The sequence below is a fragment of the Helicobacter magdeburgensis genome (genome assembly GCF_000765825.2).
GTDB lineage: Bacteria > Campylobacterota > Campylobacteria > Campylobacterales > Helicobacteraceae > Helicobacter_C > Helicobacter_C magdeburgensis.
In genome coordinates, this window is record NZ_JRPE02000001.1 from 47453 (window position 1) to 61277 (window position 13825).

19 protein-coding genes and 1 pseudogene are annotated in these 13825 nt (G+C 33.8%); all 20 read left to right on the plus strand.

From position 1 onward, the window contains the following. Entirely contained in the window at positions 1-1656 is a 1656-nt protein-coding gene (locus LS74_RS00250; RefSeq protein ID WP_034587095.1) for a class I SAM-dependent methyltransferase, read from the plus strand. A gap of 22 nt (positions 1657-1678) precedes the next feature. Continuing rightward, complete coding sequence (locus tag LS74_RS00255) at positions 1679-1957, plus strand: hypothetical protein (protein WP_034587097.1); 279 nt, start codon at positions 1679-1681, stop codon at positions 1955-1957. Continuing rightward, entirely contained in the window at positions 1954-2262 is a 309-nt protein-coding gene (locus tag LS74_RS00260; RefSeq protein WP_034587099.1) for a hypothetical protein, read from the plus strand. The genes LS74_RS00255 and LS74_RS00260 overlap by 4 nt, the downstream gene beginning before the upstream one ends. Next, the gene (locus LS74_RS00265; protein WP_034587101.1) at positions 2259-2456 is read left to right on the plus strand and encodes a hypothetical protein; all 198 of its coding nucleotides are present in this window, start codon (positions 2259-2261) and stop codon (positions 2454-2456) included. The genes LS74_RS00260 and LS74_RS00265 overlap by 4 nt, the downstream gene beginning before the upstream one ends. A 272-nt stretch (positions 2457-2728) precedes the next feature. Further along, the gene (locus LS74_RS00270) at positions 2729-3268 is read left to right on the plus strand and encodes a hypothetical protein (RefSeq protein ID WP_034587103.1); all 540 of its coding nucleotides are present in this window, start codon (positions 2729-2731) and stop codon (positions 3266-3268) included. A gap of 114 nt (positions 3269-3382) precedes the next feature. After that, a complete protein-coding gene (locus LS74_RS00275; RefSeq protein ID WP_084584255.1) occupies positions 3383-4204 on the plus strand; it encodes an outer membrane beta-barrel protein in 822 nt (273 codons plus the stop codon). Between the two features lie 147 nt (positions 4205-4351). Beyond that, positions 4352-4852: a Panacea domain-containing protein gene (locus tag LS74_RS00280; RefSeq protein WP_052086405.1), complete on the plus strand. Its 501-nt coding sequence runs from the start codon at positions 4352-4354 to the stop codon at positions 4850-4852. Then, the gene (locus LS74_RS00285; protein WP_034587105.1) at positions 4846-5163 is read left to right on the plus strand and encodes a hypothetical protein; all 318 of its coding nucleotides are present in this window, start codon (positions 4846-4848) and stop codon (positions 5161-5163) included. The genes LS74_RS00280 and LS74_RS00285 overlap by 7 nt, the downstream gene beginning before the upstream one ends. Before the next feature lie 560 nt (positions 5164-5723). Beyond that, positions 5724-7605: pseudogene (locus LS74_RS00290) on the plus strand (type IA DNA topoisomerase). Positions 7606-7608: 3 nt separating this feature from the next. Beyond that, on the plus strand, positions 7609-7812 hold the full coding sequence (locus LS74_RS00295) for a hypothetical protein (RefSeq protein WP_034587107.1): 204 nt from the start codon (positions 7609-7611) through the stop codon (positions 7810-7812). After that, positions 7793-8974 (plus strand): toprim domain-containing protein, encoded by a 1182-nt coding sequence (locus LS74_RS00300; protein WP_034587109.1) that lies wholly within the window; start codon positions 7793-7795, stop codon positions 8972-8974. The genes LS74_RS00295 and LS74_RS00300 overlap by 20 nt, the downstream gene beginning before the upstream one ends. Positions 8975-9150: 176 nt before the next feature. Next, positions 9151-9558: a hypothetical protein gene (locus LS74_RS00305; protein ID WP_034587111.1), complete on the plus strand. Its 408-nt coding sequence runs from the start codon at positions 9151-9153 to the stop codon at positions 9556-9558. 2 nt (positions 9559-9560) lie between these two features. Then, a complete protein-coding gene (locus LS74_RS00310; RefSeq protein WP_034587113.1) occupies positions 9561-9755 on the plus strand; it encodes a hypothetical protein in 195 nt (64 codons plus the stop codon). 12 nt (positions 9756-9767) lie between these two features. Further along, positions 9768-10055, plus strand: coding sequence for a hypothetical protein (locus LS74_RS00315; RefSeq protein ID WP_034587114.1), 288 nt, complete (start codon positions 9768-9770; stop codon positions 10053-10055). Positions 10056-10065: 10 nt separating this feature from the next. Continuing rightward, a complete protein-coding gene (locus LS74_RS00320; protein ID WP_002955718.1) occupies positions 10066-10257 on the plus strand; it encodes a hypothetical protein in 192 nt (63 codons plus the stop codon). Positions 10258-10306: 49 nt separating this feature from the next. Further along, positions 10307-10756, plus strand: a complete 450-nt coding sequence (locus tag LS74_RS00325) for a hypothetical protein (RefSeq protein WP_002955717.1) — start codon at positions 10307-10309, stop codon at positions 10754-10756. Positions 10757-10924: 168 nt separating this feature from the next. Continuing rightward, positions 10925-12181: a hypothetical protein gene (locus tag LS74_RS00330; protein ID WP_034587116.1), complete on the plus strand. Its 1257-nt coding sequence runs from the start codon at positions 10925-10927 to the stop codon at positions 12179-12181. Then, a complete protein-coding gene (locus LS74_RS00335) occupies positions 12181-12840 on the plus strand; it encodes a hypothetical protein (RefSeq protein ID WP_138128643.1) in 660 nt (219 codons plus the stop codon). Before LS74_RS00330 ends, LS74_RS00335 begins: the two co-directional genes overlap by 1 nt. Positions 12841-12862: 22 nt before the next feature. Beyond that, positions 12863-13414 carry a thermonuclease family protein gene (locus LS74_RS00340; RefSeq protein WP_034589650.1) on the plus strand — a complete coding sequence of 184 codons (552 nt, stop codon included), beginning with the start codon at positions 12863-12865 and terminating at the stop codon, positions 13412-13414. A gap of 121 nt (positions 13415-13535) precedes the next feature. Then, positions 13536-13745, plus strand: coding sequence for a hypothetical protein (locus LS74_RS00345; RefSeq protein ID WP_034589652.1), 210 nt, complete (start codon positions 13536-13538; stop codon positions 13743-13745). Positions 13746-13825 lie beyond the last annotated feature (80 nt).

A 13825-nucleotide genomic window follows, 5' to 3' on the forward strand; every position in this document is an offset into this window, starting at 1 on the left:
ATGAGTAAAGCAAACACAATAAGAATCGTAAATGAGTGTAAATCACAAGGACAGGATTTTGAGTTTTACCCCACAACCGATGAGATTCTCTCTTGTTTGGTGGATTATTTTAACAAACAAGACATTGACTATCAAAAAGATGGCATTAGAATAGATTCTATTTTAGATTTAGGAGCTGGTGATGGGCGAGTGCTTGAATATTTAGAAAAGCATATCAATCAAGTAGATAAATGGCGTAATGAAACTTTAAAGCCTAAAACATTCTATGCTATGGAAAAATCACAACCGCTTATTAAAGTGTTATCAAGCCCTAGCAAAAACATTACCTTACTAGGAACTGATATTTTAGAATCCACACTCATTGATAAAAGGGTTGATTTAGTCTTTTGTAATCCGCCCTACTCACAATTTGAGCTTTTTACAAAAAAGATTTTACAAGAAGCCAACGCTCATTGTATCGCCCTAGTAATACCGCAGCGATGGAAAGAGAATCTAGAGCTACAAGCAATCATTAAAGATAGAGAGCTAAAGCTTGAGATTCTAGGCAGCTTTGATTTTAAAGAAGCAGACAGGGAAGCAAGGGCTAATGTGGAGTTATTGCTTTTTACAAACAATAAAAAAGAGGATGTGCAATTTTCACAATGGCTAAAATCACATTTTCATTTAGATAATGTAATTGATGGTTATCGTTTAATGTATTATGAAAAAGAAAAGCAAGACAGGGAAGAGCGTATCTCTCAATCTCTAGTAAAGCACGATTTGGTTGCCGCTCTGCTTAATGAGTATAACGCAGAGATGAAGAAACTAGCAAAGAGCTTAGAAGCTTTGTCTTGTGTGGATAAAGCCTTATTGATGGATTTAAACATTGATAGAAACAAGCTCTTAGAAAGCATTAAGTTTAAGCTAAAAAATATAAAGAATATCTATTGGGCGGAAATCTTTGATAAGCTAGATTCCATAAGAGATAGATTCACTACACACTATAAAAAGGCAATTTGTGAATCTGTGGTGGCAGAAAAGAATATTGACTTCACGCAGGGTAATATTTATATGATTCTTATTTGGCTTATTGAAAATGCTAATGGCTATATTAAGTGTGGTATGGAGGGATTGTTTGATAGCTTTTCACAAAGGGGGAATGCTATGGAGTATAAAAGCAATCAAAGATGGCGTAAAGATGAATGGCGTTACACAAACGAGCAACTTATCAATGAGCCTAGAAAGCTTGATTATAGAATCGTGCTAACTTGTTTTGATTGGAAAGAGCTTTTAAATGATATTAGGGCTGTTGCGTTGCAATTAGGTTTTAATGTGCCAAGCACTTTTTTGCCCCATATTGAGAAGCCTCATAGTGTGGAATGGGACGAAAGTGGCTTTTATGGTAATACGCACACGATGTATTATAAAGGCGATAGGACAGAAATACTATGTGAATTTAAGCCTTATAAAAATGGCAATATACACATTAAATTTAACAAAGACTTTTTTGCTAAATTTAATATCGCTGTGGGTAAAGGCAGGGGTTGGATTAAGGATAAGAGCGAGACAAAGGCTGAGTTTAAAGGTGTGAGTGATGCACTCATAGATGAAGCGTTTGTGGCAAGTAATGGCTTGTCAATAGCTTATAGTAACCCTTTTGCTTTGTTAGAGCAATAAGGGCTAAGAATAGGAGGTAAAAATGTCAAAAAATGTATGGGTGGAAGCTGAAATTGATTTAGGAGATTTGCTAACTCGTGATTTATTAAGTGAAATTGCAGATAGAGCGGAGAGAAATCCCTCTATCCTTGATGAGTTGGAAGATACTTTGTCTCGTAGAAATGCAAGTAAGATTCTAGAGACAATCTCAAGTTTGCATTCTTGGAAGAATCAAAACTATGCAAGAGAAGTATTTGAAAGGTTGGATTCTAGTTTGAATCTTAAAGATTGGATTCTAAAAAATTATGGAGGTAACAAATGAATGAGACAAAAAAAGCTCTTTTAGAGAAACTAAACAAAGGCTTGGAAACAAGCGATAGAGTGCAAATTGCAAAAGCTTTATGTGGCTCTTTGAGATTTGATATTACAGAAGCAATGCACCAAGATAAAAGACAATACTTCCTTGAAGTAACACAAGGAGAGATTCTAGGCATTACAGATAATGGGTTAATGCTAGATTATACTTCAAGCTTTTGTGAGCCTTGTATTGCCTTGTGGATTGAAAGCAAAGAAGAAGCGGTGGAAAAGGTATGTGGGCTAATTAATCTTTTAAAGGAGAAAAAATGATTAGTTTAGAATTTGATTGCCCAGAATGTGGAAATATGAACGAGCATAATGTAAGGCTAGAAAATTATGGGGAATTTATAGACCAAGATAAAGAAACCCCATTTTTTGTGCCGGTAAATTGTGAGAGTTGCTGTGCTAGGCTACACATAAGGCTAGAGTTAAAAGTTAAAGTAGCCCCATTTACTTGCGGATAACAAGTTTAAAACAATGAGGGCTTATAGAATCTATATGAGAAAAGGAGAAAAAAGGAGTGTAAATGAAGTTAAAAGACTTTGATTTTAGGATTTGGGACAAGGGCGAAGACTAGATAGAGATAGCATAAATGGTATGAGTATTGGCGAGACAGAATATAAAGTATTCTTTGCAGATAAAAGTATGCAGACTTATGTTTGTGAATAGTAATTAAAAGCAAAGGCAATACCTAAATTAAGAAGATAAACTAAAACTATTAAGTAAGGAAAACAAAATGGATTCAATCAAATATTTCTTTTTAAACATCACTGAAGCAGAATGGCTATTTTTAAGCTTTGTGGCTTTAGCATTGTTTATATGTATCTCTTATCAAAAGATTTACTTACATAAGAACAGCAAAGAAACAAAAAGGCTAGATTTCATATTGCAATGTGGAAGTATATTTTTTGCCATAATGTTTGCAAGTATGGGAATGCTATTCACGGAAAAGGCAAGTAAGGACTATAAGCAAGAATTGCAAACTCATTATTCTAAAACAATGCTTGATTATATACAAAGCAATATGCAAGAGAGTGGCACATTTGGCTTTAAACTTTGTGATGCAACACATTATCAAGGCAAAGAATGCACGAATTATTTAAATTTCTTAGAAGCAAGTATTGTAGGCAGTCCGCATACTTTGCATAATGAAGAGATAATCCATAAAGGACATTACTACCTTGCCATATTACTATTTGGCTTTGTAGGCTTAGGAGCAATACTTTTTATGTCTCTATTGAGATTCTATCCCACACCAAAGGAGTCTAAGATGTGAAAAACCCTTTGAGTTTCTTTAGAGAAAGTGGATACAGCTTAAGCTTGTCAAAAAAAAAAAAAAACGCTATACTAAGGCGATTAAAGTAAATCAACACAACAAGGAGAATAAAAAATGAAAGTTTCAAAAGCGTTAGTAGCATTAAGTCTTATAGGCAGTTTAGCAAGTTTTACATTTGCAGATGATATAGATTCTGAAATTGCAAAGCTTAAAAAGGAAAATGAGCTTTTAGAATTACAAAAGAAAAATCAAAATCTTAAAAAAGGTAGTGGTAGCTCATCTAGCTCACAAGATGGATTGGCAAGTGAATTGACAGGGTGGTTTGTAGGAGCAGAGCTTGGGTGGAATCCGAGTGTTACAAATTATATGAAAGCGGAAATGAAAGAAACAGGTGTAACCAACTATGCAACTCTAAATTCTAGCACCTATGCCTTACCTATCAATCTAGGTTTTGGGTATCAATGGTATCCTTGGGATAATGCAGGATTCAAATTTAGGGGTTATGTAGGCTATGCAAATTATAATGCCAAAGCAGATTCTAATGAAATGAATATTTCAAATACACAATCACAAGCCATTCATTATGGACTTGAAGCAGAATATCTTTATGACTTTATTGTAAGTCAAACACATACTTTTGGACTAAACATAGGCACAGGGTATGAGTTTGGAAATTTCTTTGGACAAAAGCAAATTGTAAAAGGCAATGGGCTTACAATGACCGAAAACCTTAAATCCTACACTTCATCAAGCTGGACTTCAAGCATAGGAATCCATTACTTCTATAATATCAATCATCAGTTTGAGCTAAAATACCGCTATCGCTCGGGCTATGGATATGATGATGGAGGAAAGACAACAATAGATTCTACTGAAGCAAAATACGCTTCTACACCCAAAGGCTCAATTATCTTTGCTTACAATTATAAGTTTTAGAATCTAAGTAGCCTACCTTATCCTTGTATGGTAGGTTTTACTCATTGTTTCACATACTATCGCAATTCTGTATAAAGTAGAATACTAGGACTTATTGACACATAAACAAAAAAAATATAGAATAATCGCCAAATGGAGAGTAAGACAATGAAAGCACAACAGATAGCAGAAGCATTTTTAAATAAAATACCCATAGAAGCAGTAGAGAGTGGTGAGGGTATGCACAAGGTAAAATTGCAAAAACTCCTTTTTTTTGCACAAGAGGAGTTTTTATACAGACATAATAAACCCTTATTTGATGATAAAATAGAGGCGTGGGAACACGGACCAGTGATAAGAGAGGTGTGGAATGTATATGCTGAAATTCCACATTATATTATTAAAAGTGTCCCGCAAGTTGTAGATTTGCCACAAGAAGCACAAGAAGTGGTAGATGAGATTTGGGCAAGATATGGTGAAAAAGACACTTGGTATCTTAGGGACTTAAGCCATTCTTATGAAATATGGACAAACAAGCGAGATTCGCAGTATGATGGGCGAGGTGAGATTACATTAGATGAGATTTTGCAACACAAAAAGAAATGCGAGAGGGAGAAAAAAGAGGCAGCAGAATATATTAAAAATTTAGCAAAAGAACTTGTATGTTAAAGAAGTTTCAAAAGCACGAGTTGGATTCATTAGAGTCCGCCCTAGCCCAAAGCATAGAACAAGCACATACTCTTTTGCGGTATGATTGTGAAAAGGTATGCTTGTGTGTTTGTCTTTTAGCAGGTTATTTTTCAAATAAATTAGAGAGAAAAATGCAAGATGAGATGCTTTGTAATCTTTTTTGGAAACATATCGTAGATGAATTTCATTTTGAGATTAAAGAAAACTTGCTCTTAGAGGTTACGCAACTTAGAGAAAAAAACTTAAAGATGACATTTGAAAATTTAAAGCAAAAGTATTGTGTAGGCTAAAACTTATCTTTGACTTTTATGCACCTTGTAAAAGTCCTATGATAAAAGTTATCCTATTTTGTGTTCTTTGTTTTGAAGCATTGTAACCTACCTTGTATAGTAGGTTTTACTCATTACTTCACATTATTATCGCAATTTTATATCTTTAAGGTTTGGAAGCTTATAAAATAAAAAGCTAAGTAGGGGCTGGATAAGACTTACTCACGCCCCTTAGTTAAGCGTGAGTATTGGATAATCTAAAATCTTAGTAGCACTTGACTACTATAAAACATAGTAGTATAATGGCAACTAAGATTTGTTTGGAAATCTTATCCATAGCAACCTCCTTTATAAAGAAGTAGGTTGCAACTCAAGGGGGTGCTTGCCCCTTGAGGCAACCCCTAGTGCTATTATATCTCACTTTTCTTAACTTCAAATTCCCTTGTTTGCTTGTTTGTATTGTTTTTTTGTGATTCTCATCTCTTATTCATACACATCTTTTTCTCCCTTATATTTATGCAGTTTCTTATGATTGTAAAAATGGCTAAGATATGTAAAACTTTACTTTACAAGGATTGCCAATGCCTCTTATCATCATAGAATCACCCAACAAAGTAGAAAAGATTAAAAAAATTACAGGCTATGAAGTCATAGCTACCATAGGGCATTTTATGGACTTAAAAAGCTTTGATATTGACAAAGACTATAAGCCAAACTTTGAATATGCAGAATCTAAAAAGAAACGCATAATGAATGCTATCCAAAAAGCTAAAGGACAAGAAGTGTATATCGCCTCTGACCCTGATAGAGAGGGATATGCCATAGGCTATATGTTTTTTGAGAAAATCAAAAATGTAGCAAGTAAAATCTATCGTGCAGAATTTCACGAGATCACACCAAGTGGCATAAAGCAAGGGCTTGAGAATGCTAAATTATTTGTAGATACAAATTTTAACTATTATCAATCATTCCTTGCTCGTAGGGTGTCTGACCAACTCATAGGCTTCCTTTTAAGCCCATATCTTACAAAATCCTTGCAATATAATAAAATGCTTAGTGCTGGTAGAGTGCAAACCCCTGCTCTTGGACTTATCACAAAAAGAGAACAAGAGATTAAAGACTTTGCCGCTTTAAGTGAGGAGCAAAAACAAGAATTTGGTATTGTAGCTAATGCTAATATTGATAATAAGCTTATTAGCTTTAAACATATAAGCGATGATTTAAAAGAGTTGCGATTCCAAACACAACAAGAGGCTCAAAATGTATGTGATGAAATTGTCTCTATGGATAAGGCTTTGATTGATAAGATTGAAATAAACAATACTTCAAACAAACCTGCAAAGCCTTTTACAACAAGTAAATTGCTTAAGGCTGCAAGCAAAGCCCTATCTCTCCCCACAAAAGATATTCAAAATCTAGCCCAAGAGTTATTTGCTGCAGGGCTTATAACTTATATCCGCACGGATTCTGAATACATCTCTCCTGAATTTTTAAAAGAAATGCAAGGTTTTTATTCAAGCATATACCCTAACACATATCAATACACAGAGTATAAAGCAGGTAAAAACTCTCAAAGCAGAAGCACACGAAGCTATAAGAATTACACATTGCCACCGCTTTGAAGAATGTGAGAGCTTGTGTCAAAAGGAGAATCTAAAAGATAATCATATTGCCCTTTATAAGCTCATCTTTCAAAACACTATCCTTTCACAATCTAAACCTGCCATTTATGAAAAAATGAATGTAACACTGCGTGTAAAGATGAAAATGTTTAAAACAAGTTTCAAAAAACTTATTGATGAAGGCTATTTGGGCGTATTTGGCAAAAATGAAGCTATCAATGAAAATGGGGATAGCGAGAATGATGAGAGTGAAGAATCTCTTCATTCATTCCCTTATAAGCAAGGCGATATGATAGCCCTGCAAGATATAAGCATTAAAAGCATTAAGAAATCCGCTCCAAAACGCTATTTAGAAGCAGACTTCATAGAAGTAATGGAAAAATCAGGCATAGGCAGACCAAGCACCTATGCGACATTTTTGCCTTTATTACTCAATAAAGAATATATTGAAATCAGTAAGGATAAGAAAAGGGAGATTATTCCTACAACACTAGGAATGTCAGTAACTCAATTCTTTTCAAAGGATAATAATGCGTGGCTTTTAGATATTGCCTTTACAAGAGATATGGAAAATGAGCTTGATGAAATTGCAAATGGCTCAAAGAAGTATCTTGATTTTATGAAAACCATTCATTCAAAAATGAATTTTATGCCCCTAAAAGCAGAATCTAAAGAGAAAAAAGACTATCCCCCAAGTGAAAAGCAAATAAAGTTTTGTAAAGACATATCCACCACCCTTAATATCCCATTGCCTGATGGACTTGAAAAAGATTATCGCATTGCAAGGAAATTTATAGATGAGAATGCTTCAAAAATGCCAAAGAAAGAGAAAAAAGGATAATAAATGAAAAGAACTAAAAATCAAAGTGAATTATCATACCTTGCTTATAAACTTATTCCTATTCTTGAAAGAGAGAGGACTAAGAATAAGCAAGACTACCATTACCGCTATCTTGTAGGCACTTTGCGTTATATTCTTAACAACTTTAATGCTACACATAAAGACATTAAACATAGAAGAAAACATAATGGCTCAAGATTTAACTAAGCTCCCACTTCATCAAATCCTTATGGCTAATGGATTTACACTTCATAGAAGCAAAAGCTCAATAAACTATCCTATGCTATGCCATAAGGAGAGTGATTTAAAGCTTGTTGTGTCTAAAAAGGGTGAGAATTACCTTTATTTTAATCCTCACGATCCTTTAGATAAGGGTAATATCATCTCTTTTGCAAGAATCCACAATAAAGATATAAAAGAATTAGTAGCAAACTTTGATCAGTCTATCAAAACAGCCCCTACATACAATCACTTCTTTTGCGAATCTCAAGTTAAAATGAGTGAGATGAATGCAGCTAAGGCATATAAAAAGTTTGCCCCAGCTGAAGTGAAAGAAAACAAGCTTTTAGCAATGCGTGGATTTGATAAAGACTTTATCACTCAATATCAAGGCTGTATTAAAGAGGATTCTTATCACAATCTTATTATTCCAAATTATAAATTTCAACAACTTGATAAAGAGCTTACAAATGGACAAACAAAAGAAATGTTAGCAATATGTGGCTATACCAAACGCTTGATATTGCCAATCACACAAGATAAAATGGGCAATGCCCTTGAAAAGCCACTTAAAAACATTCAGTATGGTAGCAAAGGCATAGAGATACTAAATATCACTAAAGATTCTAAAGATATAAAGCATATCATCATTACAGAATCTATCTTTGATTCACTAGCCCTTACACAAATCAAAGATTATAGCCCAAATCAAACACTGCTCTTATCAACAGCAGGGACTTTTGGAGATGGTATCAAACAAAGTTTAAAACACTTGTTAGAGCAAGTCCCTAATGCTCAAATTATGCTTGGGTTTGATAATGATGAAAAAGGCAAAGATTTAAGTAAGAATATGTCAAATTTCATACTTGAGATAAAAAAGCAATTCCCTATCACTTACACACCTTTCAGTAAAGATTGTAATGATGATTTAAAATTGCAAAATATCACTTCCCTTAAAGAGCTTAATAAGCAAACCTATCACGATTGGATTGATTTACAAATATACAAATACAAAAGAGAGCCAAATACACAAAAGAGAGCAGATATACTTCAAAAGATTAGAAAGGCTGATAACCTTATGCCTATTCCACAAGAGAAAAAAGATATTTTTAATAAGATTCCAAAACATAAAACTATCAAATCACTCTAGAATCTTATATAAGAAGCTCTCTGTTTAACTTCATTCTTATGAAAATCTCATCTATTGAAATAGAAAAAATGCCTTTATTTTTTAAGGGATAAAATGCGTTTAAATAGCGTATTTTAGGGGTTTATGGGCTTTGCTTTGTAATATAATACACGCATAAAAACAAAAGGAGCAGAAAAATGGGTAACCGATGCGTAATCACAAATAAGGAAAAAACAAGAGCCATTTACCAACATTGGAATGGTGGGAGAGATTCTATTGAACCTTTACTTAATGTCGCAAAGGATTTAGGCAAAGGCTTTGATGGGCTTGTGGAAGTATCGGATAAGGTTTTTGATGGTGAAGAAATGAATTATGAAGAAGCAGATAAAGATAACTATGACAATGGAGTCTATGTGATAGATGATGAGTTTAACATTGTGGAAAGGAAATTTTTGAGACGGAGTGAGCAAAATTATCATAATCCGTTGTGTATGGAAATTTTCATAAGGCTTAGTTTGGAAATGGGAGCTATGAAAGAGAAAGAGATTGAAAAGATAATGTCGCTAGTAGATAACTTTGCGTTATACACTCTAAAAGGAGAGTAAAGATGAGAAAAAACAGAGCAAGAGCTATGAATCAAGAGCTAATAGCAAGGCAAGTGATGGCTTTTCTAGCCTCGCTTGAATGTAGAGATGAGTTTCTTATAAAAAAGATAAAAAGAACAAAGGAATTTAAAAGCTTTGTTTATCAAAAAGAAGTTTTGGATTGTATTCCGCAACTTCCATATTTTAAGTGTTTTTAAAAGGAGTTTGAGATGATAAAGGCACATTTAGTAAAAGAATACAGCGTTAAGTATGGGAGTGAGTTTTATATCTCACTTGATGATTTTACATCAATGCTTGAAAAAATGGAGATTGATTATTTTCATAATGATGAAAGCCCATTTGTAGAGATTGTGCAGAACGATTTACTGAACCTTGCAGAAGATAAGCTCACAAAAGCAAATGAGAATGAAAGAGAAATGCTTAAAGATTTAATCCATATTGCAAAAACATCTCGCTACACACAAACAGATGGTTATGTAAGGATAGATTGGTTTTAAGGAATCACAAATGAAAGTTACAAAACAAGACTTAGAACAATGCGTTGCATTTTTATTGCAATGCGATATTATGGCTTATCATCATAATGGAAAGGTATTTGTGGATGTAGAGAATGACACAAGCAGCCTAAGCCTTGAGATTAGCAAAGATAACATTTTACACCTATCAAGGCTATATGATGAGGGAAAATTGGCAAATTAAGCAAAGATTTGCCATAATAAACGAGAATCTAGACTAAAGGATTAACAAAATGAAGCATTTAACGCTAAGTCAAAGCTCAATGCTAGTTATTGAGAATTTTATCAATAAACATTTTCACATTAAAGATGAAACACAAAGACAAAATACCATACAAGATGGCATTCAAATGGCACAAGCTATTCTGCAAGATATAGACAATGAAAAGATTCTTACAGCCAATGAGCTTAAGGAAGAGGCTATTGAAAAAATCAAAGGCGAACTTGCCACAAAGGACTTTGTGCGTGCTGAAATCACTGAAGCTAAACAGGAACTTAAAACTCAAATCACTGAAGTCAAGCAAGAGCTAAAAGCTGATATACAGAACTTAAGACTTGAAATGGCAGAATTTAAATCAGGTATGATTAAATGGATTGTAGGCGTTGGTATATCGGCAGCTCTCATTTCAACAAGTGCAAATGCTACCCTTATAATGTTTTTACTCCAACAGCTTAAGCCCTAAATAATACAGAGCTTACACTCTTTTTATTCTTCCTTTTGTTTTCTTAGATTCACGCTCTACTTGTTTTTACTCCGCTTTTATACACATCTTTTTATCCCTTATATTTATGCAGTTTCTTATGATTGTGTTTTGTTTTAGAATTGCGATATTTTGACAAAAGGACACAATATGGCAATTACACTTGATGAGATTCAAAGCGATGAAATGATTAATGAGTTTAAGCGTTTTATGCACTTTTTAACTCCAAAAGATAAGGATATTTTTCTTAAAAAACTTATGGAGGAAATAGAAGAAGCTAAAAAGCGTGATTTTGAAGAGCAGATAGAAGCTCCAAGTGAGCAAAATACTAAAGAGCAACAGCAAACAGATGAATTTATTACAGATATGCAACAAACAATCATAGAAGAATCTCAAAATATCACTAAAGATTCCACGCAAGAGATTAAAGAAGAAGTAAATCAATCTACGCAAACACAAGAAGCCCAAGAATTAATCCAAGAAGCTAACACAGACACAATAGAGCAAAATCATCAGCCATTAGAACAAACACAAAATCTTAGCTTTGAAGATAAGATTCAAAATGCCCTTGAGAATATTGCTGAATCTCATCATAAAGAATTTGAAGAAATGGGTATTGTGCAAAACATTAAGCAAGGCGATGAAGTCTATAAAGTATATGATAATGAATTTATTCTCCCCAAAGAAGAAAAAGAGCGATTAAAGCAAGAATATGACAATGCTCCAAATAAAGAGCAATGGCAGCCAAATATCGCCTTTGATATTACACAAGCCAAAGCAAAACATCAAGATTCACAAAATTTTATTAATAGCTTTATGGAAGAAGTCAAAAATGAAATAAATCCAAATGCACGATCAATGGAGCAAGACAAGAAACTTAACCCCAATACTTACTTCACAGACCTTATAGATTGGTTTGATAAAAAGAAAATGGAAAACCTTAATATGCCTATTAGCAAGGAAGACTTTAAAAAAGAATTTTATGAGTATTGCAAAAATGGTATGAGTGAAAATGAGATGAAGATTCTGCTTATCTTGCAAAATAAAGAACCCTCAATCTTAAGCAAAGAACACAAAGATATGCTAGAACAAGGCTTAAAATATAATCTAAGCAATAATAAACTTTTAGACAAAGGCTTAGAAACAGCCATTACGGCAAGTGTAGGCGAAAATGTAACAAATAATGCAGTCAATGATTTTGTAAAGACAGCTATCAAAATGGAAAAATCAGACAACGCCCTAGATAAGCGTATGAGCGAGGGAGTAAATCAAAAAATCGCCCAAAAGATAAAAGAGCATTCCCCAAATCTCTTAACAGAGAATGCAAAAAAGCTAGATGCTATCACTAACAATAAGATAGATACTCTTACACAATCTCAATCACAAGGCAAAAGCAAAGGTAGATAATGCAAGAAAACAAAACATCTCAAAACACAAACCAACAAGATTCACAAAATCAAAATCATTCAGCCAAAGATGGCAATGATTTTGTTAGAATATTAATTGAACTTTCACAACAAAGACAGGAGAAAAGCAATGAATATGCAAATGCAAACACAACAGCCACACAAGAACGCACACATTCCAATACCCACAGAGGAGGGATTGGAAATGCTAGTCAAACTGATTTACCAAAACCGCCACAACCCCGAACAATTAGCATTCCTAGAATCAGAGATACCTCCACATATAATGGAAGCGGCAGCAGAATACTCGGAGCGGAAAGCAGAAGAGGAGGAGCGATTAACGAACGAAGCGAAACAATTAACGAACGAAGTCAAGAACTTGCGAATACAAGTGCAGAACTTCAGGCAATCACTCAAGAAGTAGCAGGATTCACACTCGCTGAAGCTAATCAGTTTTTGGAGCTACAAGATAAGCTCCAACACTATAAAAAAATCCACACAAACCTTGATAAACAAAAAGCCCTGCAAACTTACATAGATAATCAAAATATACTATCCCCTTTGGCTAACTCTTCACAGCAGCAAAAGCAAGAGGATAGTCAAATCAAAGACAATTCACAACACAATAAAAAATCTCAAAGCATAAAACATCGTAGGTAACATAAACACAAGGAGAAAAACAATGCCTAAGAAACACATCACTCTTATCTTATCAATCCTAACAGCATTTGGTATTATTGCTAGTCAATTCAGTGGCTATAATCTCGCCTATCTAAGCGGAGAAAGTATAGAAGCAAAGGTGCTTAAAATCTATGATGGAGACACAGCCACACTCTCACATAATGGCAATACGCTTAAAGTAAGGCTTTATGGCATAGATGCCCCTGAACTTAAACAAAAATTTGGCGTAGAATCTAGAAATAATCTCAAAAAACTCTGCCCCATACAATCCAACATACAGCTTCAAATAAAAGACAAAGATAAATATGGGAGAATTGTAGGCATATTAAAATGTAATAATCAAGATGCTAATGCTATGCAAGTAGCTCAAGGCTATGCGTGGGCATATAAGGAATATTCTTTAGCTTATATCCACTTAGAATTGAAAGCAAAGCTAGAATCTAAAGGCTTATGGAGTGAAGAAAACCCCATAAAACCAAGTCTATATAGGAAGCAAACATCTCAATACAAACAATGGGCAACAGCTCATATTCCACCTGAAGATTTAGAATAAGTTTTTAATTTAAGGGAATTAATGCTTGTGAATGGCGTATTTTAGGGGTTTTTGTGCTTTGCTTTGTATTATAATGCCTCTTGTCTTTAAAAGACAGATTCACAAAAAAAAGGAGTAACAGATGGAAGTTAATCAACAAGATTTAGAAAAATGTGTGTCATTCTTATTGCAACGCAATATTATGGCTTATCATCATCAAGGTAATGTGTTTGTGGATATAGAAAGTGATTGCGATGGTATTAGTGTGCAAATCACAAATGATAATATCTTACACTTTGCGGAATTGTATGATGAATCACAAAAACACAAAACTTCAATTCTTGCAATCTAATTTATACACATCTTTTTTACACAAAAAAAGATGTGTAACAATAAAATCGGCAAAATAGCTATAATCCCAGCGGGATAGTA